21 protein-coding genes are annotated in these 24729 nt (G+C 73.7%); 6 read left to right on the plus strand and 15 right to left on the minus strand.

Translation table 11 applies throughout. From position 1 onward, the window contains the following. Positions 1-13: 13 nt before the first annotated feature. Positions 14-1537: an amino acid permease gene (locus ACIP5W_RS31520; protein WP_401480766.1), complete on the plus strand. Its 1524-nt coding sequence runs from the start codon at positions 14-16 to the stop codon at positions 1535-1537. Positions 1538-1645: 108 nt separating this feature from the next. Here the strand turns inward: ACIP5W_RS31520 and ACIP5W_RS31525 are convergent, their stop codons facing one another. Then, the gene (locus ACIP5W_RS31525) at positions 1646-2020 is read right to left on the minus strand and encodes an NTP pyrophosphohydrolase (RefSeq protein WP_401480768.1); all 375 of its coding nucleotides are present in this window, start codon (positions 2018-2020) and stop codon (positions 1646-1648) included. 83 nt (positions 2021-2103) lie between these two features. On the opposite strand from ACIP5W_RS31525, the gene ACIP5W_RS31530 reads away from it, so the two are divergent. After that, positions 2104-3120: a hypothetical protein gene (locus ACIP5W_RS31530; protein ID WP_401480770.1), complete on the plus strand. Its 1017-nt coding sequence runs from the start codon at positions 2104-2106 to the stop codon at positions 3118-3120. An 82-nt stretch (positions 3121-3202) separates the two neighbouring features. Here ACIP5W_RS31530 and ACIP5W_RS31535 read toward each other — a convergent pair whose 3' ends face one another. The 5 genes from ACIP5W_RS31535 to ACIP5W_RS31555 form a co-directional block, all read right to left on the minus strand. Further along, the gene (locus ACIP5W_RS31535) at positions 3203-5332 is read right to left on the minus strand and encodes a 3-hydroxyacyl-CoA dehydrogenase NAD-binding domain-containing protein (RefSeq protein WP_401480772.1); all 2130 of its coding nucleotides are present in this window, start codon (positions 5330-5332) and stop codon (positions 3203-3205) included. Continuing rightward, positions 5329-6546 carry a thiolase family protein gene (locus tag ACIP5W_RS31540; protein WP_401480774.1) on the minus strand — a complete coding sequence of 406 codons (1218 nt, stop codon included), beginning with the start codon at positions 6544-6546 and terminating at the stop codon, positions 5329-5331. The genes ACIP5W_RS31535 and ACIP5W_RS31540 overlap by 4 nt, the downstream gene beginning before the upstream one ends. Before the next feature lie 314 nt (positions 6547-6860). Then, positions 6861-8198, minus strand: coding sequence for an HRDC domain-containing protein (locus ACIP5W_RS31545; RefSeq protein ID WP_401480776.1), 1338 nt, complete (start codon positions 8196-8198; stop codon positions 6861-6863). A gap of 290 nt (positions 8199-8488) precedes the next feature. Then, a complete protein-coding gene (locus tag ACIP5W_RS31550; RefSeq protein WP_030249151.1) occupies positions 8489-9151 on the minus strand; it encodes a response regulator transcription factor in 663 nt (220 codons plus the stop codon). 519 nt (positions 9152-9670) lie between these two features. After that, complete coding sequence (locus ACIP5W_RS31555; protein WP_401480779.1) at positions 9671-10339, minus strand: DUF3000 domain-containing protein; 669 nt, start codon at positions 10337-10339, stop codon at positions 9671-9673. A 183-nt stretch (positions 10340-10522) separates the two neighbouring features. Between ACIP5W_RS31555 and hemE the strand changes: the two genes are divergently transcribed. Continuing rightward, complete coding sequence (gene hemE / locus ACIP5W_RS31560; RefSeq protein WP_401480781.1) at positions 10523-11590, plus strand: uroporphyrinogen decarboxylase; 1068 nt, start codon at positions 10523-10525, stop codon at positions 11588-11590. A gap of 13 nt (positions 11591-11603) precedes the next feature. Here hemE and ACIP5W_RS31565 read toward each other — a convergent pair whose 3' ends face one another. Continuing rightward, a complete protein-coding gene (locus ACIP5W_RS31565; protein ID WP_401480783.1) occupies positions 11604-12410 on the minus strand; it encodes a rhomboid family intramembrane serine protease in 807 nt (268 codons plus the stop codon). Positions 12411-12535: 125 nt separating this feature from the next. On the opposite strand from ACIP5W_RS31565, the gene ACIP5W_RS31570 reads away from it, so the two are divergent. Next, a complete protein-coding gene (locus tag ACIP5W_RS31570; RefSeq protein WP_401480785.1) occupies positions 12536-12805 on the plus strand; it encodes a hypothetical protein in 270 nt (89 codons plus the stop codon). A gap of 21 nt (positions 12806-12826) precedes the next feature. Here the strand turns inward: ACIP5W_RS31570 and ACIP5W_RS31575 are convergent, their stop codons facing one another. Together ACIP5W_RS31575 and ACIP5W_RS31580 are read right to left on the minus strand one after the other, a co-directional pair. Then, the gene (locus ACIP5W_RS31575) at positions 12827-14233 is read right to left on the minus strand and encodes an FAD-dependent oxidoreductase (RefSeq protein ID WP_401480884.1); all 1407 of its coding nucleotides are present in this window, start codon (positions 14231-14233) and stop codon (positions 12827-12829) included. A 443-nt stretch (positions 14234-14676) separates the two neighbouring features. Next, positions 14677-15657: a DUF4349 domain-containing protein gene (locus ACIP5W_RS31580; protein WP_401480787.1), complete on the minus strand. Its 981-nt coding sequence runs from the start codon at positions 15655-15657 to the stop codon at positions 14677-14679. 161 nt (positions 15658-15818) lie between these two features. Here ACIP5W_RS31580 and hemG point away from each other — a divergent pair, with 161 nt between their 5' ends. Together hemG and hemQ are read left to right on the plus strand one after the other, a co-directional pair. Further along, positions 15819-17273: a protoporphyrinogen oxidase gene (gene hemG, locus ACIP5W_RS31585; RefSeq protein WP_401480790.1), complete on the plus strand. Its 1455-nt coding sequence runs from the start codon at positions 15819-15821 to the stop codon at positions 17271-17273. A gap of 5 nt (positions 17274-17278) precedes the next feature. Beyond that, positions 17279-18010, plus strand: a complete 732-nt coding sequence (hemQ, locus tag ACIP5W_RS31590) for a hydrogen peroxide-dependent heme synthase (RefSeq protein ID WP_401480791.1) — start codon at positions 17279-17281, stop codon at positions 18008-18010. On the opposite strand, the gene ACIP5W_RS31595 is transcribed toward hemQ, so the two are convergent. The 6 genes from ACIP5W_RS31595 to ACIP5W_RS31620 form a co-directional block, all read right to left on the minus strand. After that, on the minus strand, positions 18011-19618 hold the full coding sequence (locus tag ACIP5W_RS31595; protein WP_401480793.1) for an alpha/beta hydrolase: 1608 nt from the start codon (positions 19616-19618) through the stop codon (positions 18011-18013). It abuts the gene before it with no gap. A 135-nt stretch (positions 19619-19753) separates the two neighbouring features. After that, positions 19754-20554 (minus strand): TIGR04222 domain-containing membrane protein, encoded by an 801-nt coding sequence (locus tag ACIP5W_RS31600; protein WP_401480795.1) that lies wholly within the window; start codon positions 20552-20554, stop codon positions 19754-19756. A gap of 103 nt (positions 20555-20657) precedes the next feature. Next, a complete protein-coding gene (locus ACIP5W_RS31605) occupies positions 20658-21440 on the minus strand; it encodes a DUF4142 domain-containing protein (RefSeq protein ID WP_401480797.1) in 783 nt (260 codons plus the stop codon). A 262-nt stretch (positions 21441-21702) separates the two neighbouring features. After that, positions 21703-23199 (minus strand): DUF692 family multinuclear iron-containing protein, encoded by a 1497-nt coding sequence (locus ACIP5W_RS31610; RefSeq protein WP_401480799.1) that lies wholly within the window; start codon positions 23197-23199, stop codon positions 21703-21705. Between the two features lie 199 nt (positions 23200-23398). Further along, the gene (locus ACIP5W_RS31615; RefSeq protein WP_401480801.1) at positions 23399-23998 is read right to left on the minus strand and encodes a fatty acid desaturase; all 600 of its coding nucleotides are present in this window, start codon (positions 23996-23998) and stop codon (positions 23399-23401) included. Continuing rightward, positions 23995-24696: a peptidyl-tRNA hydrolase gene (locus tag ACIP5W_RS31620; protein ID WP_401480803.1), complete on the minus strand. Its 702-nt coding sequence runs from the start codon at positions 24694-24696 to the stop codon at positions 23995-23997. The genes ACIP5W_RS31615 and ACIP5W_RS31620 overlap by 4 nt, the downstream gene beginning before the upstream one ends. Positions 24697-24729: the final 33 nt, after the last annotated feature.

Genomic DNA, 24729 nt, shown 5'->3' on the forward strand with positions numbered 1-24729 from the left:
GGGAGGTAGACCCGTGAGCAGCACCCTCTTCCGGACGAAGAAGGTCGAGCAGTCCATCCTCGACACCGAGGAGCCCGAGCACGCGCTCAAGAAATCCCTGTCCGCGCTCGATCTGACCGTCTTCGGCGTCGGCGTCATCATCGGTACCGGCATCTTCGTCCTGACCGGCACGGTCGCCAAGAACAACGCCGGCCCCGCCGTCGCCCTGGCCTTCGTGGCGGCCGGCGTCGTCTGCGCACTCGCCGCGCTCTGCTACGCCGAGTTCGCCTCCACCGTCCCGGTGGCCGGCTCCGCCTATACCTTCTCCTACGCCTCCCTCGGAGAACTGCCCGCCTGGATCATCGGCTGGGACCTGGTCCTGGAGTTCGCGCTGGGCACGGCGGTGGTCGCGGTCGGCTGGTCCGGCTACATCGCCTCGCTGCTGGACAACGCGGGCTGGCACCTGCCGGAGGCGCTCAGCGGCCGGGACGGGGCCGAGGGCTTCGGCTTCGACATCCTCGCCGCCGCGCTCGTCCTGGTCCTCACCGCCATCCTCGTCGTGGGCACCAAGCTCTCCGCGCGCGTCACCTCGGTGGTCGTCGCCGTCAAGGTGACCGTGGTCCTCGTCGTGATCATCGCGGGCGCCTTCCTCATCGAGGGCGACAACTACGACCCCTTCATCCCGAAGGCGCAGGAGGTGCCGGCGGGCGACAGCCTCAAGGCCCCGCTCATCCAGCTGATGTTCGGCTGGGCGCCGTCCAACTTCGGCGTGATGGGCATCTTCACCGCCGCCTCCGTGGTCTTCTTCGCGTTCATCGGCTTCGACGTGGTCGCCACGGCCGCCGAGGAGACCAGGAACCCGCAGCGCGACATGCCCCGCGGCATCCTCGGCTCCCTGATCATCTGCACCGCCCTCTACGTCGCGGTGTCGATCGTCGTGACCGGCATGCAGAACTACACCGAGCTGTCCATCACCGCCCCCCTCGCCGACGCCTTCAAGGCCACCGGCCATCCCTGGTTCGCCGGCTTCATCAGCTTCGGCGCCGCCGTCGGCCTCACCACGGTCTGCATGATCCTGCTGCTCGGCCAGACCCGCGTCTTCTTCGCGATGAGCCGCGACGGACTGCTGCCGCGGTTCTTCTCCCAGGTCCACCCGCGGTTCAAGACCCCGCACCGGCCGACCGTCCTGCTCGGCGTGCTCATCGCGATCCTGGCCGGCTTCACGCCCCTGAGCGAACTCGCCGAACTCGTCAACATCGGCACGCTCTTCGCCTTCGTCGTCGTCGCCATCGGCGTGATCATCCTCCGCCGGACCCGTCCCGACCTGCCCCGCGCCTTCCGCACCCCCTGGGTGCCGGTGCTGCCGATCCTGTCGGTGCTGGCCTCGCTGTGGCTGATGCTCAACCTGCCCGCCGAGACCTGGCTGCGCTTCGCGATCTGGATGCTGATCGGGTTCGCCGTCTACTTCCTCTACGGCCGTTCCCACAGCCGCCTGGGCCGCGGCGAGGGCACCGCCGTCGGCCAGGTGGCCGGCCCCGGCCCCGGCGACGGCCGCTGAACACCCCGCCCCACGGCCCCGCGTGCCCCGCCCCGGCGGCGACCGCGGGGCCGCGTGCCGTCCGGCCGCGTGCCCCTCGGCCGGGGCGCGCGCAGGTGCCGTAGCCGCCTACGCCCGGACGGTGCGGGGGCCCGCCACCCCGGCGCCCAGCGCGGTGACCCGCCGGCGCAGTTCGCGGTCGGCCGTGACCACCAGGCGGCGGCGGTCCCCCGACCGGGCCACCAGGCCGACAATGTGGTCGTCCCCGCTGCCGGACGCCGACTCCACCCGTACGCCGGGCACCGGCGCCACACCGCGTGCGGCGCCCTCGACGACCAGGACGACCTCCACGGGCCCCGGGTGCCCCGGCAGCCCGTCGGCGGCCAGCCGGTCCCGCAGCCGCTCCGCGGCGCCCCGTCGGTCGCGCCACCACCCGTCGGGCACCGACCCCACGACGTTCGCGGCGTCGACGATCACGAGCAGCGGGCCGTTGTCGTCGTCCATGGCGCCCAGGGTGCCACGGCCGACGGCGGCCCCGACGCGGCCCACCCGAGGGTGCCGTCGACGGGCCGTCATAAAGTGACCGGGTGAACGGCGAATGGCTCGTACGTGGCCGCGACGGGCGGCTCTGTGTCTACCTGACGTCGGACGATGCGGTCCTGTGCCGCGCGGAGCGCACCCCGGGCGGCGCCTGGGACCCGCCGCGCAGGGTCGGTGGCGACCAGAGGCTGCGTGCGGTCCCGGCGGTCGGCCGCGGGGCCGACGGGTACGCCCATCTCGCCTCCTGGCGGCCCACCGTGCCGGGCCGGTCGGGAATCGTGCACTCCGCCCACTTCCGTCCCCTGCTCGCCGCCCTCGACTGGGTTCCGGTCGGCCACCCGGACACCGAGGGCGACCTCACCGGCACGCCCGCCGTCGCCGTGGACGCCCAGGGGCGGGCGCACGTGTTCGTGGCCCGGTCCGGCACCGGGCTCGGCATGGCCGCCCAGAAGGAGAAGGGCGGCTGGGACCCGTGGCGCGACCTGAAGGGGCCGGAGGTCCTGGGAGCGCCGGTCGCGCTCGCGGGCGAGTCCGGGCGCGTCGAGGCGTACGCGGCCGTCCCCGGCGGGCTCCAGCACTGGCGGCAGGAGCAGCCGGGCACCCCGCCCGTCCTCGGGGAGTCGGTGCAGACGCCGGTCCGCCCCGGCACCCTGCGGGCCCTGGCCACCTCGCCGGAGCACACCACGCTCTACTACACCGACCCATCGGGGGACCTGTGCGCCTGGCGCCCCGGTGGCGCACCCGTCGTCCTGCTCGCCGCGGCGGGCCCCGGTCCGGTGGCCGCCGTGCGCTGCGAACTCGACGGACACGACTGCACGCTGCTCGCCCAGCGCTCGTCCGGCGGCCGGGTGGCCTTCGCGGCGTACCCCACCGAGCAGGAGGGCGCCGGCGCCTGGTGGACCGAGTCCGGACCCGGGCTGCCCGCCGACGCCGAGGTGGCCCTCGCCCGCGACCACGAGGACCGGGTGGTCGCCGTGACCCTGTCCCCGTCGGCCGGCCGGCTCCTCGTCACCCGCCGCAAGGACGAACCCGGGCTGGCGCTGACGGCGTGGCAGGAGGTCTGACCGACCCGCCAGGCCCGCGCGACCCGACGTGAGGAGGGCCCCCGCCGACCGGCGGGGGCCCTCCTCACGTCATGCGCCCGTGTCACACCGGGATCGACGCGACGCCCGGAGCCAGGAACTTCTTGCCGTTCACCCGCTCCGACACACCCTCACGGTCCAGGTACGGCGTGATGCCGCCCAGGTGGAAGGGCCAGCCGGCACCGGTGATCAGGCAGAGGTCGACGTCCTGCGCCTCGGCGACGACGCCCTCGTCGAGCATGAGCCCGATCTCCTGCGCCACCGCGTCCAGGACGCGCGCCCGCACCTGCTCCTCGGTCAGGACGGAGTCGCCCTGCTTCAGCAGCGCGGAGACCTCCGGGTCCAGCTCCGGCCTGCCGCTGTCGTAGACGTAGAAGCCGCGCTTGCCCGCCTCGACGACCGCCTTGAGGTTCGGGGAGACCGTGAAGCGCTCCGGGAACGCCCGGTTGAGCGTCTCCGAGACGTGCAGGCCGATGGCCGGGCCGACCAGCTCGAGGAGGACCAGCGGGGACATCGGCAGACCGAGCGGCTCCACCGCCTTCTCCGCGACCTCGACCGGGGTGCCCTCGTCGATGACGTTCTGCACCTCGCCCATGAAGCGGGTCAGGATGCGGTTCACGACGAACGCCGGGGCGTCCTTGACCAGGACGGCCGTCTTCTTCAGCTTCTTGGCGACGGCGAAGGCGGTGGCCAGCGACGCGTCGTCGGTCGCCTCGCCGCGCACGATCTCCAGGAGCGGCAGGACCGCGACCGGGTTGAAGAAGTGGAAGCCCACGACCCGCTCGGGGTTCTTCAGCTTCGACGCCATCTCGGTGACGGAGAGGGACGAGGTGTTGGTGGCGAGGATCGCGTGCGCCGGGGCGACCGCCTCGACTTCCGCGAACACCTTCTGCTTGACGCCGATCTCCTCGAACACGGCCTCGATGACGAAGTCCGCGTCCGCGAAGCCCTCGGCCTTGTCCAGCACACCGGTCACCAGCGCCTTGAGGCGGTTGGCCTTGTCCTGGTTGACACGGCCCTTGCCGAGCAGCTTGTCGATCTCGGCGTGGACGTAGCCCACACCCTTGTCGACGCGCTCCTGGTCGATGTCGGTCAGCACGACCGGCACCTCGAGGCGGCGCAGGAACAGCAGGGCGAGCTGCGAGGCCATCAGGCCCGCGCCCACGACGCCGACCTTGGTGACCGGGCGGGCCAGGTTCTTGTCCGGGGCACCGGCCGGGCGCTTGCCGCGCTTCTGCACCAGGTTGAACGCGTAGATGCCGGCGCGCAGTTCACCGCCCATGATCAGGTCGGCGAGGGCCTGGTCCTCGGCGTCGTAGCCCTGCTGGAGGTCGCCGTCCTTGGCGGCGGCGATGATGTCGAGGGCGCGGTAGGCGGCCGGGGCCGCACCGTGCACCTTGCTGTCCGCGATGAAGCGGCCCCTGGCGACGGCCTGGTCCCAGGCCTCGCCGCGGTCGATCACCGGGCGCTCGACGACGATCTCGCCCTTGAGGACGGACGCCGTCCAGATCAGCGACTGCTCCAGGAAGTCCGCACCCTCGAACAGGGCGTCGGCGATGCCCAGTTCGTAGACCTGGGCGCCCTTGAGCTGCTTGTTCTGGTTGAGCGAGTTCTCGATGATCACCGAGACGGCCTTGTCGGCGCCGATCAGGTTCGGCAGCAGGGTGCAGCCGCCCCAGCCGGGGACCAGACCGAGGAAGACCTCGGGCAGCGAGAAGGCGGGCAGGGCCGCGGACACCGTGCGGTAGGTGCAGTGCAGGCCGACCTCGACGCCGCCGCCCATGGCCGCGCCGTTGTAGTACGCGAAGGTCGGCACGGCCAGGCCGGAGAGGCGCTTGAAGACCTCGTGGCCGCCCTTGCCGATGGCGAGCGCGTGCTCGTGCTCCTTCAGCAGCTCGACGCCCTTGAGGTCGGCGCCGACCGCGAAGATGAACGGCTTGCCGGTGACACCGGCGGCGACGATCTCGCCGGCCGCCGCCTCCTTCTCGACCTGGTCGATCGCGGTGTTCAGGTTCGCGAGGGACTGCGGGCCGAAGGTGGTCGGCTTGGTGTGGTCCAGGCCGTTGTCGAGGGTGATCAGGGCGAAGCGCCCGGCACCCTGCGGCAGGTCGAAGTGGCGTACGTGCGCCTGCGTGACGACCTCGTCCGGGAACAGCTCGGCCGCACCCTTCAGCAGCTCAGCGGTGGTGCTCACTTGTCCCCCTCGAAGTGCGGGTTCTCCCAGATGACCGTCGCGCCCATGCCGAAGCCGACGCACATGGTGGTCAGGCCGTAGCGGACGTGCGGCTGCTCCTCGAACTGGCGCGCCAGCTGCGTCATCAGCCGGACGCCGGAGGAGGCCAGCGGGTGGCCGAAGGCGATGGCGCCGCCGTACTGGTTGACGCGCTCGTCGTCGTCGGCGATGCCGTAGTGGTCCAGGAAGGCCAGGACCTGGACGGCGAAGGCCTCGTTGATCTCGAAGAGACCGATGTCGGAGATGGACAGACCCGCCTGCGCGAGGGCCTTCTCCGTGGCCGGGATCGGGCCGTAGCCCATGACCTCCGGCTCGACGCCCACGAAGGCGTAGGAGACCAGGCGCATCTTGACCGGCAGGCCGTTCTCGCGCGCGAAGTCCTCGGAGGCGATGAGGGAGGCGGTGGCGCCGTCGTTCAGACCGGCCGCGTTGCCGGCGGTGACCCGGCCGTGCACGCGGAACGGGGTCTTCAGCCCGGAGAGGTTCTCCAGGGTCGTGCCCGGACGCATCGGCTCGTCGGCGGTGACCAGGCCCCAGCCCGTCTCACCGGCCTCGGGGCTGGTCCGCCGCACGGACACCGGCACCAGGTCGGCCTGGATCTTGCCGTTGGCGTAGGCCTTGGCGGCCTTCTCCTGCGAGCGCACCGCGTACTCGTCGGCGCGCAGCTTGGTGATCTGCGGGTAGCGGTCGTGCAGGTTCTCCGCCGTCATGCCCATGAACAGGGCGGACTCGTCGACCAGCTTCTCGCTGACGAACCGCGGGTTCGGGTCCACACCCTCGCCCATCGGGTGGCGGCCCATGTGCTCGACACCGCCGGCGATGGCCACGTCGTAGGCGCCGAAGGCGACGGAGCCGGCGACCGTGGTGACGGCCGTCAGGGCGCCCGCGCACATGCGGTCGATGGAGTAACCGGGCACCGAGGTCGGCAGACCGGCCAGGATGCCGGCGGTGCGGCCGATGGTCAGGCCCTGGTCGCCGATCTGCGTGGTCGCGGCGATGGCGACCTCGTCGACCTTCTTCGGGTCGAGACCGGGGTTGCGGCGCAGCAGCTCCCGGATCGCCTTCACGACGAGGTCGTCGGCACGGGTCTCGTGGTAGATGCCCTTCGGGCCCGCCTTGCCGAACGGGGTACGGACGCCGTCGACGAAGACGACGTCCCTGACGGTACGAGGCACGATGGCTCTCCTCCAGGTGCGGGATGGCACTACTGCGTTGCGCAAGCGCTGAGCGCGCGCTCAGAACCCATGCTACTTGTGGGTAACGTAGCTGCACAGCCCTACCCGGCGGAGCGGCGAATGTCACACGGCCGGCGGATCCGCCGATCCCGTGGCTCCGGCACCGATCCCCCGCGTGCCCGCACGAGATCTTGGCCTGATCCCGACCTCGCGGTACCGCTTCGGCGGCGCGACCCGGCCGGGCCGCGCGCGGACACCGCGCGCGTCGCCGTTCACCGCCGGTGGCCGCCGTATGACAGCGATGTCCACGGCGGCTACGCGGGCCCCTGCCTCCCGGACTCCGGCACACCGCTGCCCTGCGTGCCCTGGCCCTTCGCCGACAGCGCCGCCACCAGTACCGGCGTCGCCTGCTCCACCTGCCAGGGGCGGGCGCCGAGGGCCGTGAGAGCAGAGGCGACGGAGTCCGTGCCGACCGGCTGGGGCGGCTCCCAGCAGACCCGCCGGACGGTGTCCGGGGCGATCAGGTTCTCCTGCGGCATGTTCAGTTCCTCGGCCAGCGCCGAGACGGCCGACCGCGCCGCCGAGAGGCGGGCCGCCGCCTCGGGGTCCTTGTCCGCCCAGGCCCGCGGCGGCGGCGGCCCCGCGACCGACTGCCCCGGCTGCGGCAGCTGCGACTCGCTCAGTTCCCTGGCCCGGTCGACGGCCGCCTGCCACTGCTCGAGCTGGCGTCGGCTCATCCGGTGCCCGAAGCCGTTCAGCGCGGCCAGCGCGTGCGTGTTGGCCGGCACGGCGAGCGCGGCCTCCACGATGGCCGCGTCGGACAGCACCTTGCCGGGCGACACGTCCCGCCGCTGGGCGATCCGGTCCCGCGTCTGCCACAGCTCCCGCACCACACCGAGCTGGCGGCGCCGGCGCACCTTGTGCATGCCGGACGTACGGCGCCAGGGGTCCTTGCGGGGCTCGGGCGGCGGCGCGGAGGCGATCGCGTCGAACTCCTGCCGGGCCCACTCCAGTTTGCCCTGCCGGTCCAGTTCCTTCTCCAGCGCGTCGCGAAGGTCGACGAGGAGCTCGACGTCCAGGGCGGCGTAGCGCAGCCACGGCTCGGGCAGCGGGCGGGTGGACCAGTCGACGGCGGAGTGTCCCTTCTCCAGGACGAAACCGAGGACGCCCTCGACCATCGCGCCGAGTCCGACGCGCGGGAACCCGGCCAGTCGCCCGGCCAGCTCGGTGTCGAACAGCCGGGTGGGCACCATGCCTATTTCCCGCAGGCACGGCAGGTCCTGGGTGGCCGCGTGCAGCACCCACTCCACGTCGGACAGCGCCTCGCCGAGCACGGAGAGGTCGGGGCAGGCGACGGGGTCGATCAGCGCGGTGCCGGCGCCCTCGCGGCGCAGCTGCACCAGATAGGCGCGCTGGCCGTAGCGGTAGCCGGAGGCGCGCTCGGCGTCCACGGCGACGGGGCCGGAGCCGGCGGCGAAGGCGGCGATCGTCTCGGCGAGCGCGGCCTCGTCGGCGATCACGGGGGGAATGCCCTCGCGTGGTTCGAGCAGTGGTGTCGGCGCCCCGGTGGCAAGCGATCCGTCGTCTTCCGGAGGGGCGCCCCCGGTGGTTCGCAGTGAGCTGGCTGCTGCGGTTTCTTGGGCGTCGGTCACCTGTCAAGGGTATCCGTGTGTGGACGGAGACCGCCGACGGAACGTTCCGTCGGCGGTCTCCGCAGGGTCGCAAACCAGTCAGGCCGGGGGGAGGGGGACGGGAAACCGGTCGGGCCGACGAGGACGGGCAGGGCGAACCGGTGAGGTGGGTGAAGGGCGGGGGGATCGAGGAGGTCGGGGGGATCGAGATCGAAGGGGATCAGTGGGGGGCGTCGAGACCGGGGTCGATCCGCCGGGTGGCCGTGTGGCCCGGTGGCCGGGTGAACGGTTGGGCCCTCGGTCCGCGAAGCTCAGTGGATGATGCCGGTGCGCAGCGCCACCGCGACCATCCCGGCGCGGTCGCCGGTGCCGAGCTTGCGGGCGATGCGGGCGAGGTGGCTCTTGACGGTCAGCGCGGACAGGCCCATCGAGACGCCGATCGCCTTGTTGGACTGGCCTTCGGCGACCAGGCGCAGCACCTCCACCTCGCGGCCGGACAGCTCGCGGTAGCCGCCCGGGTGGCTCGGGGCACCCGGGGGGCGGCGGTGGAGGCGGGCGGCGGCCGCGCCGATGGGGGCGGCACCGGGCCGGGTGGGGAGCCCGATGTTGGTGCGGGTGCCGGTGACGACGTAGCCCTTGACGCCGCCGGCGAGGGCGTTGCGTACGGCGCCGATGTCGTCGGCCGCGGAGAGGGCGAGCCCGTTGGGCCAGCCCGCGGCGCGGGTCTCCGACAGCAGGGTGAGGCCGGAGCCGTCGGGAAGGTGGACGTCGGCGACGCAGATGTCGCGGGGGTTGCCGATGCGGGGACGAGCCTCCGCGACGGACGAGGCCTCGATGACGTCGCGCACACCGAGCGCCCACAGATGGCGGGTGACGGTGGAACGGACGCGCGGGTCGGCCACGACCACCATGGCGGTGGGCTTGTTCGGGCGGTAGGCGACCAGGCTTGCGGGCTGCTCGAGGAGAACGGACACCAGGCCTCCTGGGAGGGGGGATGAGGGGCCGGCTCGTGGGGATGAAGCCGGGACGAACCGTGCTTTCAAGGTCACAGTCGTCTTCGGCACCGGACCGTGGGTCCTTTAGAAAATGATCACGATCTAGTGAGTAACAATGCGTGCAATTCGGACACGTGGTCGATCATCCGAAGATCGAGTCGGTTTGAGCGAGTGTCGTATGGGATCGAAAGTGGCCGTATCGACAAAGAGATGGTCAATCGGGGCGGCCGTTCGAGGGACCCCGCGGTTGCCGGACCCGAACACGGCGTGCGAGCACGGCCGACGGGCCTCGGCGGGGTCGTGAGGTGGTGAGGTCGGGGAGATCCGGTGCGATTCGGCGGGAGCCGGGAAACCCGGAGACCGGGAGACCGGAGAAGGTCAGGGGTGTGCCGGGCGGCGACGGAACCCGTCGCCGTCGATGTGCGCGGTCACCGCGACTGCCGCCTCCGTCGTTGCGGCGGCGTCACCGCGGACGCGTACCCCGTCGTTGCGGCGGCGTCACCGCGACTGCGGCCCCCGTCGTTGCGGCAGCGTCACCACGGACGCGTCCCCCGGACCGGCCGGCGGCAGCCCCGCGACCTGCGCCAGCAGATCGCACCAGGACGCCAGGTGCGCCGCCGTGTCCGGGACCGAGCCGAGCCCCTCGCGGGGCGTCCAGGAGGCCCTGATCTCGATCTGGGAGGACGCCGGACGTTCCGACAGGCCGCCGAAGTGGTGCGAACTCGCCCGCGTGACCGTGCCGCTCGGCTCGCCGTACGTCAGGCCGCGCGCCTGGAGCGCCCCGGTCAGCCAGGACCAGCACACGTCCGGCAGCAGCGGGTCCACCGCCATCTCCTGCTCCAGCTCCGCCCGCACGAGGGTGACCAGCCGGAAGGTGCCGTGCCAGGCGTCGTGCCCGGCCGGGTCGTGCAGCAGGACCAGACGGCCGTCGGCCAGATCCTGGTCGCCGTCCACGACGGTCGCCTCCAGCGCGTACGCGTACGGCGCGAGGCGTCGCGGGGCCGGGGTCGGCTCGATCTCGATCTGGGGCCGCAGCCGGGCGGTCCGCAGCGCGTCGACGGCGGCCCGGAAGGGCGCCGGAGCCGCCCTGCCCCCCTCCCGGTCCTCCCCGTTCCCGTCATCCATCCCGCCCGTACCGTCCGACAGTCGTCCCTGAGCCGCAGCCATGCCGGGAACATTAAGGGGAACGGGAGCTTCGCGCAGGGCAAGACACCCGCGCGCGGACCCCGGACGGCTGCGCGCTGGGCGAACAGGCGCGCGGGCGGGGGGTGTCGGTGGGCGCCGCGCAGGCGGGACGGGGGCGGACCGCCGGTTTCCGCGGGCTTTCCGCGTCGTGGGAGACTTGCCGTCGTGAGCGCGAACGAGAGCCCCGCGGGCCGGCAGCCGACAGCGACGTACGACAGCCCCTTCATGAAGGCGTGCCGGCGTGAACCGGTGCCGCACACGCCCGTGTGGTTCATGCGCCAGGCCGGGCGCTCGCTGCCCGAGTACCGCAAGGTGCGCGAGGGCATCCCGATGCTCGAGTCCTGCATGCGGCCCGAGCTGGTCACCGAGATCACCCTCCAGCCGGTGCGCCGGCACGGCGTGGACGCGGCGATCTACTTCAGCGACATCGTCGTCCCGCTGAAGGCGATCGGCCTCGACCTCGACATCAAGCCGGGTGTCGGCCCGGTCGTCGAGCAGCCCGTCCGCACCCGCGCCGACCTCGCCCGGCTGCGCGACCTCACCCCCGAGGACGTCTCCTACGTCACCGAGGCGATCGGCCTGCTGACCCGCGAGCTGGGCTCCACCCCCCTCATCGGTTTCGCGGGCGCGCCCTTCACCCTTGCGAGCTACCTCGTCGAGGGCGGCCCGTCGCGCACGTACGAGAACGCCAAGGCGATGATGTACGGCGACCCCGAGCTGTGGGCCGACCTGCTGGACCGCCTCGCGGACATCACGGCGGCCTTCCTGAAGGTGCAGATCGAGGCGGGCGCGTCGGCGGTCCAGCTGTTCGACTCGTGGGTGGGCGCCCTGGCTCCGGCCGACTACCGCCGTTCGGTGATGCCGGCCTCGGCGAAGGTCTTCGAGGCCGTCGCCGGGTACGGCGTCCCGCGCATCCACTTCGGCGTCGGCACCGGCGAGCTGCTCGGGCTCATGGGCGAGGCGGGCGCGGACGTCGTCGGCGTCGACTGGCGCGTCCCGCTCGACGAGGCCGCCCGCCGGGTCGGCCCCGGCAAGGCGCTCCAGGGCAACCTCGACCCGACCGTGCTGTTCGCCTCCACCGAGGCCGTCGAGACCAAGACCCGCGAGGTCCTCGACGCCGCCGCGGGCCTGGAGGGCCACGTCTTCAACCTCGGGCACGGCGTCATGCCGTCCACCGACCCGGACGCGCTGACCCGCCTCGTGGAGTACGTCCACACCCACACGGCCCGCTGACCCGCCGCCCGCGTCACCAGCCGGGCCGCGCGCTCCTGCCGAACAGCAGGCCGCGCGGCTCCGGTGGCGGCGGCGTGCCCTTCTTCAGCGGCCAGGCGAGCAGCATGCCCGCCAGGAAGCCGACGACGTGCGCCGCGTACGCCACCGTGCCGGCGTCGGACACGCCCTCGCCGGAGGAGTACACCGCCTGGAGCCCGAACCAGAAGCCCAGCACCAGCCAGGCCGGCAGCCGCAGCGGCAGGAAGACCAGGAACGGCACCAGCACCCACACCCTGGCCTTCGGGTACAGCACCAGATAGGCGCCCAGCACGCCCGCGATCGCTCCCGAGGCGCCGATCAGCGGGTCGGCCGAGTCGGCGTTGACGAGCGCGAAGCCGTACGACGACGCGTAGCCGCAGACGACGTAGAACAGCGCGAAGCGCACGTGGCCCATGCGGTCCTCGATGTTGTTGCCGAAGATCAGCAGGAACAGCATGTTGCCCAGCAGATGCAGCCAGCCGCCGTGCAGGAACATCGCGGTGAGGACGCTCAGCGCCGGGGACTTGTCGTAGTCCGGCGGGCCCAGCAGACAGCCGCCGCCGCGCACGTCCCCGGTGGGGACGAACTGCGGGAACTGATGGTGGATCAACTCGCGGGGCACGGCCGCGTACTGCTCCAGGAACGCGTGCAGGTGGCAGGTCTGCGCCAGCGTGCTGTCACCCGCCACCGAGCCGGACAGGCCCGGCATGAACAGGAACACGAAGACGTTCACGGCGATCAGCGCGTACGTCACCACGGGGGTACGCCGCGCGGGGTTCACGTCATGGACGGGGATGACCACAAGGAAGTACTGCCCCCGATCCGTTCGGTGAATCGGTGAACGCGGTTCCCCACGGGCGCGTATGAACCGGCAACCGCCCGCGGCACTGGGAAGGCGGGCCGCGGGAACTACGTGAGGAACAGGCGATGAACGACAGGGTGACCCCTCCGATGCACGCCACGCCCGACGGCGAGGCGGAGATCGCGCTCGTGATCCGACTGCCCTGGGAGGACGTGGCCCGGCTCGGTCAGGAGGCGGGGCGGCTGGCCGCGCAGCACAAGAGGCCGGTGACCCTCGACGAGGCCGTCAGCCACCGGCTGCGGTCCCGGCCGGCGTCGGCGGCGCACGCGAAGCCGGCGGCCGAGCAGCAGCCTCCGGCGGTCTCCGCGCTGCCGAGGCTGTCCGGGACCGCGTAGGCGCGTCGCGGGGCCGTCCCCCTACGCGCCCCGCACCTTCGCGGCCGCCTTCCGCGCCGCCACCAGCACCGGGTCCCACACCGGGCTGAACGGCGGGGCGTAGCCCAGGTCCAGGGTGGTCATCTGTTCGGCCGTCATGCCCGCCGTCAGGGCCACCGCCGCGATGTCGACGCGTTTGGCCGCGCCCTCCCTGCCGACGATCTGTACGCCGAGGAGGCGGCCCGTGCGGCGTTCGGCGAGCATCTTGACGGTCATGGGGGAGGCGCCGGGGTAGTAGCCGGCCCGGCTGGTGGACTCGACGGTGACCGCCTCGTACTGCAGGCCCGCCCTGCGCGCGTCCTTCTCGCGCAGGCCCGTGCGGGCGATCTCCAGGTCGCAGACCTTGCTGACGGCGGTGCCGACGACGCCGGGGAAGGTGGCGTAGCCGCCGCCGATGTTGGTGCCGATGATCTGCCCGTGCTTGTTGGCGTGGGTGCCGAGGGGGATGTGGCGTTCCTGGCCGGAGACCAGGTCGAGGACCTCGACGCAGTCGCCGCCGGCCCAGACGTTCTCGTGGCCGCGCACCCGCATCGCCAGGTCGGTGAGGAGACCGCCGTGGGCGCCGAGGGGCAGGCCGGCGGCCTCGGCGAGGGCGGTCTCCGGGCGGACGCCGATGCCGAGGACCACCACGTCCGCCGGGTACTCGGCGTCCGCCGTGACGACCGCCCGCACCCGGCCGTCGTCGTCGGCGAGCAGCCCGGTGACCTCGGCGTCGTTCACCATGGTGATGCCGAGACCCTCCATGGCCCGGTGCACCAGCCGTCCCATGTCCGCGTCGAGCGTGGACATCGGCTCGCCGCCCCGGTTGACGACCGTCACCAGGTAGCCCCGCTTGATGAGCGCCTCGGCCATCTCCACGCCGATGTAGCCCGCCCCGACCACCACGGCGTGCCGCCCGCGCGCGCGGGTACGCGCGAGCGAGTCGAGCAGCTCCTGCCCGTCGTCGAGCGTCTGCACCCCGTGCACGCCCTCGGCGTCGGCCCCCGGCAGGTCCGGCCGGATCGGCCGGGCCCCGGTGGCGATGACGAGGTCGTCGTACGACGTCCAGGACTCCGCCCCGGAATCGACGTCACGCGCGTGCACCCGCTGCCGGGCCAGGTCGATCTCCGTGACCTCGGTGCGCAGGCGCAGGTCGATCCCGCGCGCGCGGTGCTCCTGCGGCGTGCGGGCGATCAGATCGTCCCGCTCGTCGACGTCGCCCCCCACCCAGTACGGGATGCCGCAGGCCGAGTAGGACGTGAAGTGGCCGCGTTCGAAGGCCACGACGTCCAGTTCGCCGGGCCCCTTCAGCCGGCGGGCCTGGGAGGCCGCCGACATGCCCGCGGCGTCGCCGCCGATCACGACCAGCCGCTCCCGCCCGGCCGTCCCGGGGCGCGCGCTCTCGCTCATGCTCATGCGGACACGCTACGGGGCGGGCGCCGGGCGATCCCGCCCGCCCTCGCCCCCACCGGGCCGACCGGGTCGCGAACCTGGCGGTCCGGCCGGCCCGGCCTTCCCCGCACCTTCAGATGGTGGGAGTCCGCCGGCCGGGAGAGACGCCGAAGGGCCGGTGAGGCCGTACACGCAGGCCTCGCCGCCCTCGGGGGAGGGCAGCCGCAGCCGGACCGGGGCCGACAGCGGACAGCGCCTCGGGTGTCCGCGACAGCTCGGCCGCGGTCTCCCCGCCGAGCGGCTCGCGGACCGTCGGCGCGCAGCACGCGCCGGGTCGACGGCCCGCTCGTCGGGCCCGGCGGCTTCCGGGGCGCGCCGCGGCCGCAGGGCGCCGACGCCCGGGGCGCCGCAGGGCCCTGAAGCCGGGCCCTGAAGAGGCCCGGCGCCGCCCTCCCGCCCGCTCAGTCCCGGTCGGCCGTCCGCCCCTCGGGCTCGGCCGGGTGGGCCGGGTGGGTCGGCTCGGCCGGGTGGGCCGGCCACTGAGCCGGCTCGGCCGGGCGGGCCGCCCGGCGTCGGGGGCGGAGCAGCCGCAGCCACACGAGCAGCGCCAGCGCGAGCACCGCGGCGAACGGCAGCACCGCGCCGAACGCGATCGCGATCCAGCGCAGCATCGTCACGAACGCGTCCCAGCCGCCGGCCAGCGCGTCCACGAACCCGGGGTCGTCGTCCTCGGCCTCCACCGGCACGGGCTTCTCGGACAGGGTCAGCGTGATCGTGGCCAGAGCGGTGCGGTCCTTCAGGGACGCCTGCTGGGCGAGCAGGGCCTCCAGGTCGGCCTCGCGGCGGCTCAGTTCGCCCTCCAGGGTGACCACGTCGCTCAGCTTCGTCGCCCGGTCCATCAGCGCGCGGACGCGGGTCACGCTGGCGCGCTGCGAGGTGATCCGGCTCTCCACGTCGACGACCTGGTCGGTGACGTCCTGGGCCTTCGCCGTGCGCTCCAGGAGCTTGCCCGCGCCCTGCAGGCCGGCCAGGACGTCGTCGTACTCCTCCACCGGCACGCGCAGGACGACGCGGGTCCGTTCGGTGCTGTCCTCGTCGCGGACGGTCGTCTCGTCGCCGACGTAGCCGCCCGCGTTCTCGGTGGTGGCGCGGGCCTGGTCGAGGGCCTTGGGCACGTCCTTGACCTGCACGGTCAGGGTGGCGGTGCGAATGATGCGGTTGACGGACGGCTTCGGCACCGCGGTCGCCCGCGACCCGCTCGCGCCCGCACCGGACTTGGCGTCCTCGGCCGGCTGCGCCACGCCGGCCTCCGGGCCGGCCGCCTTGTCCGAGCTGCTGCTCCCTCCCGTGTCGTTCGCGCCGCACCCGGTGAGGGCGACGGCGGCGGCGAGCAGGACGCCCGCCAGGGCGTGGACCGGTCGTACGGAACGTCGTGTGCGCATGTGGGCGTACCCCCGAGGGTTCGGCGACGGCTGACGGTCCTTCGACGCCGGGGCGGGGCGCGACGTTTGGCAGAGATGGTTCCGAAGCGGTCACGGTCGGGACTCGGTGGGGCCACATGGCCCTGGCCGGAGTGCCGGTGGGGTCTGAGAGAGTGGGGGGCATGAGCACAACGGGTAAGCGCACGGGGCACGTCGTCGTGCTGGGAGCCGGGATCGCGGGCCTGGCGGCCGCCCACCGGCTGCTGGGGCGCGGCACGCGCGTGACCGTGCTGGAGGCGTCCGAACGGGTCGGCGGCAAGCTCCTGCCGGGCGAGATCGCCGGCGTCCGGGTCGACCTGGGCGCCGAGTCGATGCTCGCCCGCCGCCCCGAGGCGGTCGCCCTCGCGCGCGAGGTGGGCCTGGGCGAGCGCCTCCGGCCGCCGGCCACCGCCACCGCCTCCGTCTGGACCCGCGGCGCCCTGCGCCCCATGCCCAAGGGCCATGTCATGGGCGTCCCCGGCACCGCCGCCGCACTCGCCGGCCTCCTCTCCGACGAGGGCCTCGCCCGGATCGCCCGGGACGCCGACCTGCCCCGCACGGAGATCGGCGAGGACGTGGCCGTCGGGGAGTACGTGGCGGCCCGCCTGGGCCGCGAGGTCGTCGACCGCCTGGTGGAGCCGCTCCTCGGCGGGGTCTACGCCGGTGACGCCTACCGCATCTCGATGCGCTCGGCCGTACCGCAGCTGTTCCAGGCCGCGCGCACCCACCGCTCGCTGACGGAGGCCGTCCGCGACATCCAGGCGAAGGCCGCCGCCGGCCGGCAGACCGGACCCGTGTTCATGGGCATCGAGGGCGGTGTCGGCTCGCTGCCGCTCGCGGTGGCCGCGTCCGTGGAGGCGCGCGGCGGCGAGATCCGCACGCGCACGCCGGTGAGCGCCCTGCGCCGCGACCCGGCCGGCGGCTGGCGCGTCACCGCCGGCGACCGTGTCCTGCACGCCGACGGCGTCGTCGTCGCCGTCCCCGCGCCCGTCGCCGCCGAGCTGCTCGCCGCCGAGTCCCCCGAGGCCGCCGCCGAACTGCGCACCGTCGAGTACGCCTCGATGGCCCTCGTCACCCTCGCCTTCCGCCGCTTTGAGGCCGCCCTGCCCGACTGCAGCGGTTTCCTCGTCCCGCCCGTCGACGGCCGCACCGTCAAGGCGTCCACGTTCGCCTCGCAGAAGTGGGGCTGGATCGCCGACGAGGACCCGGACGTGACCGTGCTGCGCACCTCCGTCGGGCGGTACGGCGAGACGGAGATCCTGGAGCGCTCCGACGCCGAACTCGTCGACGTCTCGCGGCACGACCTGAAGGCCGCCGTCGGCCTGGACGCCACGCCCCTCGAAACCCGCGTCACCCGCTGGACGGACGGCCTGCCCCAGTACCCCGTCGGCCACCACGCGCGCGTGGCCCGCGTCCGCGGGCACCTCGCGAAGCTCCCCGGCCTCGCGGTGTGCGGCGCGCCCTACGACGGCGTCGGCATCCCCGCCTGCATCGCGAGCGCGTACGCGGCGGCCGACGGGATCGGCGGCGACGAGAGCACCGCGCGCGAGCTGACGGCCGACCCCGTGCAAAGTCTGCACGGCGGAGCGGGAGAATGAGAACCATGAGTGACGACGCCCCCACCACCGAGCCCGGCAGGATCCCGAACAAGGGCAAGCTGGCCAAGGACCTCAACGAGGTCATCCGCTACACGCTGTGGTCCGTCTTCAGGCTGAAGGACACCCTCCCCGAGGACCGCGCCGGCTACGCCGACGAGGTGCAGGAGCTGTTCGACCAGCTCGCCGCCAAGGACGTGACGGTCCGCGGCACCTACGACCTGTCCGGCCTGCGCGCCGACGCGGACCTGATGATCTGGTGGCACGCCGAGACCAGCGACCAGCTCCAGGAGGCGTACAACCTCTTCCGCCGCACCAGGCTGGGCCGCGCCCTGGAGCCGGTCTGGTCGAACATGGCGCTGCACCGCCCCGCCGAGTTCAACCGCTCGCACATCCCGGCGTTCCTCGCCGACGAGACACCGCGCGACTACATCAGCGTCTACCCGTTCGTGCGCAGCTACGACTGGTACCTGCTGCCCGACGAGGACCGCCGCCGCATGCTCGCCGACCACGGCAAGATGGCCCGCGGCTACCCGGACGTCCGCGCCAACACGGTCGCCTCGTTCTCCCTCGGCGACTACGAGTGGATCCTCGCCTTCGAGGCCGACGAGCTGTACCGCATCGTCGACCTCATGCGCCACCTGCGCGCCTCCGAGGCCCGGCTGCACGTCCGCGAGGAGGTCCCCTTCTACACGGGCCGTCGCAAGGACGTCGCCGAACTGGTCGCGGGCCTCGCCTGATCAGCGCGCCGGCCGGGTGGCCGCCGCCTTCTCGGCGCGGCCGGCCGGCCGGGGTTCCGGGCGCGGGGCGCAGGCCGCGCGCCGGGCCGGCAGCCGCCCCTCCAACAGGTAGGCCTCCAGATGGCCGTTGACGCAGGGGTTCGGCCCGCCCGCGATGCCGTGGGTGCCGGCGTCCCGCTCCGTCACCAGCACCGAGCCCGTCAGCCGCCGGTGCAGCTCCAGGGCCCCGTCGTAAGGTGCCGCGGCGTCCCGTTCGGCCGCCAGGATCAGCGTCGCAGGCAGCTCACCGGGCCCGGTCCGCACGTCCGGCGGCTGCTGCCGGGGCGCCGGCCAGTACGCGCACGGCAGGTTCGCCCACACGTTGTCCCAGGTCTCGAACGGCGCCACCCGCGCGAGCCGCGTGTTGTCCCGGTCCCACACCCGGAAGTCCGTCGGCCACGGCCCGTCGTTGCACTCCACGGCCGTGTAGACGGCGTTCGCGTTCTCGGCCTCCGCCGCGGCCTCCGTGGCCGGCGCGGCCAGCGCGATCAGCCGTTCCGGATCGCCCCTGAGATACGCCGACAGCGCCTCGGCGCGGGACGGCCAGTAGTCGTCGTAGTACCCGGCCTGCAGGAACGTGCCCTGCAACTGCGCGGGCCCCACCCGGCCGCCGGCCGGCTCGGCGGCCAGTCTCGCCCGTGCCCGCTCGTAACTGCGCAGCACCGCCTGCGGGGTGCTGCCCAGCCCGTACACCCGGTCGTGCCGCGCGACCCACTCGCGGAAGTCCTCCCAGCGGCTCTCGAACGCCGCCGACTGGCGGAGGTTGTTGCGGTACCAGATCTGCGCCGGGTCCGGGTTCACCGCCGCGTCGAACACCATCCGCCGCACGTGCGAAGGGAACAGCGTCGCGTACAGCGCCCCGAAGTAGGTGCCGTACGACGCCCCCATGAACGTCAGCCGCTCCTCGCCCAGCGCTGCCCGCAGTACGTCCAGGTCACGGGCGTTGTTCAGCGAGTGGTAGTGCCGCAGCGCGCTGCCCGTCCGCTGCGCGCAGCCACGCGCGTAGGCCTTCGCCCGCGCGACGCGTTCCCGCTTGTACGCCTCCGAGGGGTGCGTCGGCGCCGGGGCGGGCCCCTTGAAGAAGGTCTTCGGGTCCTCGCAGGACAGCGGGGCCGAGCGGCCGACCCCGCGCGGGTCGTACCCCACCAGGTCGTAGGCGGCGCCGAGGCGCTTCCACTCGGGAACCATGCCGACCAGCGGGAAGTACAGCCCCGAGGCGCCCGGCCCGCCCGGGTTGAAGACCAGCGAACCCTGCCGGGGCACGCGGCGCTTGCTGTTGTGCGGGTCGCGGTGGGTGGCCCGGACCCGGCTGACGGCCAACTCGAGCTGCTCGCCGTTCGGCCGCGCGTAGTCGAGCGGCACGCCGACGGTGCCGCACTCCATGCCGGCCGGCAGGTCCGGCACGCCGGAGCAGGCACCGAAGTCGACCCCCTTCGCCGCGGCCCGCTCGGCGGCGAGCACGACCCCCGCGACACCGGGGACGGCGTTCGGGGTCCCGCCCGCGGGGACGGCGGAAAGGAGGGTCAGGAGCAGGGCTCCCGTGGCCGAGTGGAGGACGGCAGCTCTCATCGCGTGTCCCTTCGAAGCGCGGCAGCGGCAGAAGGGATGCTTCGTCCGCCCGTTGACGAAGGCAAGCACCACGCGAGGGTGTCGGCGCCAATGCCCCTCGTGCGCCCCCGGGAAACCCGGACGCGCCGGGGCGCCTCAGCCGCTCCCGCGGGCCCCGGGGGCGGCGTCGCGGTGGGCGAACGCCGCTCGCAGGTGCGGTTCGGGCACCGCCCGGATGCCGTGGACGGCGACGGAGGCCAGGTAGGCGTGGTCGTCGGCCCCGGCCCCGGCCCCGGCCCCGGTGCTACGGGTCAGGGCGGTCAACAGGTGCTGTCCCGCCGGGGAGGCCCAGCGTGAGTACGGGTACGCCTCGATCCGTGCCAGGGCCAGGCAGCTCAGGGTGAGGGCGAGGGGCAGCCCGAACCAGGCGGCGACGAGGACGCGCGGCATGTCCGAGGGGATCGGCATCAGCAGCGCGGCCGTACCCAGCGCCAGGACTGCCAGGGCGGCACCCCGTACCCGCCGGACGCCCGCCGCCACCGTCGTACCGGCGCCGTCGGGCACCGCGAGGCCGGCGACGGTGAGGCGGTCGGCGAGCCGGTGGACCGCTTCGGCGGCCGCGGCGGCGGCCCGCACCGGGGCGATCCTGGACTGCCCCGCGGGGCCGATGGCTCCTATGACGGACCGTTCCATCTCGTCGCGCCCGTGCGGGTCCACCACCGTGGCCCAGCCCGTGTGGGCGAGCAGCAGCCGTCGCTGCCGGGCCATGGACACCAGCGTCAGCTCGGCGACCCGGGCAGGACCCCCGGACAGGAACGCCGCCTCGTGGAGCGTCAGGTCGTGTCCCCCGACCGCGTCCGTGCCGACGGCTGCCGTACGGACGGCGGCCAGGCACAGCCGGGTGCACGCGACACCGGCGACGGCCCAGGCCAGCAGCAGGAGAAGGACCCAGAACATGCCGCATTTCTATGCCGGACGCACCGGGGAACTCCATGCCTTGTTCACCATCCGGACCCGGTGCGGTGGATGTGTGACGGTCTGCTCGCCTTCGTCCGGCCGGTCAGGAACCGTCGGACGGCGGCGGACCGGTCGCGGCCGGCGGGAGCGGGTAACCCGACGCCGAGGACGGCGCGAGCGGTACGACCGTTCCCGGGTCGGCGACCGGGCCGGGCGGAGCGGGGGAGAGGGTGACCGGCGGGGTGCTGCCCGCCGCCAGATCCCGGGCGAGGCGGGCGAAGTCGACGTGACCGGTGGCCTCCAGGACCTTGATGTGGTCCAGGACCGTCGTGTTGGCGTCGTCGGCGAGATCGCGCACCAGGGCGTTCTGGGTGCCCGCCCGCACCTGGGCGACGACGGAGAACACCCGGCCGTGGGCCAGCCGCAGAATGTTGGCGAACTCCCGGTCGAAGTCCTCGCCCTGCGCCGCGTCCAGCGTCTTCAGCCAGTCCTTCTGCTGGTCGGTGGGCTCGTTCGGCAGAGCGAGCCCGAGCTGCGCGGCGACGGTGCGCACCCGCTCGTCCAGGAAGGCGTGCCCCTCGACGAGGTGCCGCCCCGCCGTCCGTACGGCCTCGGTCGTGCCCTTGGTCTGCGCCTGCCGGCCCGCCGGCAGCTCCCACAGCCCGGCCAGCCGCACCTTGGTGACGAAGTCGCGGTCGAGTCCGGACAGCGGCCCGTACTGCGTCGCCACGGTCTCCGCGTTCAGTACGTCGACGCCGGTGCCCGACCGGTCCTCGTAGGACCAGACCGGGAAGACCAGCGCGACGAGCGTCGCGGCCAGGCCGACGACGATGAGCCCGGTGCCGCTGAAGATGCCTCTGCCCTTGATCGGGGGTCGGGGTCGCATGGTGCCTCCTGCTCACGGCACCGCACGCTCGTGCTTCGGGTGCGGGAGGGGCATATTACTGCCCCTCCGAGGGCAACTCCCTTCCGGCAGACAAAGGTTGCACTTCAGGCATTCAGCGCGAAAATCTCTGCGGGGTCACGCGCAGAGAGGCGGAAACCGGCCCGAACCGCACACCGGGGAGGGGCGGCTGCCCCTGGTGTTAACCCCGGCACACCTGAGCGCGGGGGCGACTCGGCCACTCCGCCCCGGGGCACCGCCCGCGTCACCGCCCGATCAACGAGCGCCCCACCCGTCCCACCCGTCCCAGCCGGGAGGGCGGCCTCGGTGCCGGGCCCGAGCGGTCCAGCCACCAGCGCCGCAGTTCGCGCCGGGCCCGCCCCTCCGCCAACTGCCCGCCCAGGATCAGTTGCTCGGCGAAGTCCAGGGCGTCCTGCCGGTAGCCGCCGTGCATCGGGTGGCGCTGGGCATGGGCGATGAACGCCGACCGGTAGCCGGCGCCGAGGATCAGCGGCAGCTCCGGCGCCAGCTTCGCCACCACGTCGGCCCGCTTCGCGGCGAGCGCGCGGGCCTGCACACCGAGCCGCACCCGGTCGAAGCCCTCCGGGACGGGCGTCCCGGCCACCAGCGCGGACAGCAGGGCGGCCTGGGCGAGCCCGAGCCGCTGCCGCGTGGCGTCACCGACGGCCGGCGGCCCGGTCTCCCCGAGGGTGCCGGCGGCCGACGGCACCCTTTCCCCGGCGGTGCCGACGGCCGGCCGCCGGGTCTCCCCGGCCCTCGTGGTGGACGGCTCCGTCCTCCCGCCCCCCGTGATGGACGGCCCTGCCGCCCCCGGACCCGTGGCCGACGGCTCGGTCTCCCCGGTCCCCGCCGCGCGTGGTTCCGCTTCCCCGGCCTCCGCGGCCGGTACCTGTGCGGCGGTCGGCTCCCGCCGCCGCGACCCCAGCTCCACCGCCTCCCGGATCGCGTCCACCTCCCGCTCCAGCTCCTTCGGTGCGGGAAAGTTCTCGTCGCGCTCCAGCAGCACCCCCGGCGGGGTGACCCGCGAGGTGAGGTCGGTCAGGATGTCGAGGACGGGGCGCGGCACCGGATGCGCGTGGCTGTCGTGCCAGACGCCGTCCCGTTCGAAGCCGCCCGCGACATGGACGTACGCGATGGCCTCCAGCGGAAGCTCGGCGAGCGCCTTGGCGGGGTCCTCGGCGCGGTTCACGTGGTTGGTGTGCAGGTTGGCCACGTCGACGAGCAGCCGGACGCCCGTGCGGTCGGCCAGCTCGTACAGGAACTGCCCCTCCGTCATCTCCTCGCCGGGCCAGGCGATCAGCGCCGCGATGTTCTCCACTGCGAGCGGCACGGGCAGCGAATCCTGCGCGATGCGCACGTTCTCGCACAGCACGTCCAGCGCGTCCCGGGTGCGCGGCACGGGCAGCAGGTGCCCGGCCTCCAGCCGCGGCGTCGCGGTCAGCGGGCCGCCCGCCCGGACGAACGCGATGTGCTCGGTGACCAGCGGCGAGCCCAGCGCCTCGGCCCGCGCGGCGAGCGCGGCCAGCCGCCTCTCGTCGGGCCGGTCGGCGCCGCCGAGGCCGAGCGAGACGCCGTGCGGGACGACGGTGACCCCGCGTTCGCGCAGCCGCAGCAGGGACTCGGGGAGGTGACCGGGGCAGACGTTCTCGGCCACGGCCTCGACCCAGTCGATGCCCGGCATGCGCTCCACGGCGTCCGCGATCTCCGGCCGCCAGCCGATTCCCGTACCGAGCCGCGTCATGGTCCCCTCCTTCATCGCCGACCCCCCTGCGTGGTGACCGGGATATGACCCCACCGGCCGGGCCCGAACCGCCGGTGGCGCTCCTTCAGAGCAACATTTGAGGTTCGGCCGCGCACCGCAGCACGGCCCGCCCGGCCCCAGGAAGTACGCGCGGCGGGCCCGCCCGGTTCAGAGGAAGGGCACGGAAGGGGCGGAAGGATCAGTACTCGAGTTCGGGGCGCAGCGGGCCGCCGACCGCGTGCAGGGCGAGGCCCTCCAGGAGCGGCATCGGGAAGAACAGCCAGGCCTGGTGACGGGCCAGCCAGACGTACGCGCCGCGGCGGACGCGGGCCTGGTCCCCGGTGAAGGCGATCGCGCCGTCGGCGATGTCGAGGTCACGGTCCACGTGGTTGGGGTGGGAGTGGTGCTTGTTGTGCTTGGCGATCCACCAGCCGTAGCTGAGGCCGATCAGCAGGTCGGCGTGCACGTGGCCGAGCACGCTGTTGACGCGCTTGGACGCGGCGATCTGGTGGTGTCCGGCCTCGTGCCCGATGAACCCGGTCTGGGCGAACATCACCGCGAGGAAGGCGGCGGTCACCAGCTGCCACCACGACTGCCCGATCAGGGCGAACGCGGTCCAGCCGGCGGCCGGCAGGAGCAGGTTCGCCCCGACCTCGACGGAGTAGTAGCCCGGCCGGCGCTTCAGCAGGCCGCTCTGCCTCACCTCGCGGGACAGCACGGCGTACTCGCTGCCGCGCTCGGCGGGCGGGGGCCCGGCCGGCCCGACGGTCCGCCGCCGTCCGGCCCGGGGCGCCGTCACCGCGAGCGCAGCGCCGGATGTTCCGCGACCACCGTGCAGCTGCCCGGCGCGATCTCGGTGAACCCCGCGTCCCGCACCAGCGGCAGTCCGCTCGCGGTCAGCTCACGCCAGCGCTCGGGCTCCGCGGTGCGCACGGCCAGCGGGAAGCCCGCCTCGCGCCACGCCGACCGCTCCTCGTCGGACAGTTCCCACCAGGCGAGCTGCGCGCCGTGCCCGGCCTGCGCCATCGCCTTGCCCGCCGACATCTCCACCTCGGGGCTCATCCACAGCACCGGCACCCCCGGACCGGCCGGCGACGGCTCCCGCGGGTCGTCGAGATCGGTCCCCGACACCTGGAGCTTCGCCAGCTCCTTCGGCCACCCGTCCAACGGCACCGGCACGAACACCCGCACCTCCGCCGTCCCCCCGGTCACGGTGATCCCGGGCAGTTCCCCGGCCCGCCGCCACTCGGCCCCGCGGGCCCGCCGTACGACCTTGCGGATGCGGGCGTCCTGCCAGTCCCGTACGGCCTGCGCCCACTCGCCCTCCCCGACGGCCCGCTCGTCGCTCAGCAGCACGAGCACGGCCCGGGCGGCCGTCTCGAGCGCGTCGGTGCGGCCGGGAGGGTCGGTCTTCTCCAACCGCACGACGAGCGGAAGGACGAACTGCGGCGCCTGATCACGCGGATTCGGCTCGATCTGGAACGGGCTCTCACTCACCCGGCGCAGGGTACTGGACGGGGCCGGCACGAC

It is taken from the genome of Streptomyces sp. NPDC088766, assembly GCF_044750845.1.
In the GTDB taxonomy this organism is placed as follows: domain Bacteria; phylum Actinomycetota; class Actinomycetes; order Streptomycetales; family Streptomycetaceae; genus Streptomyces.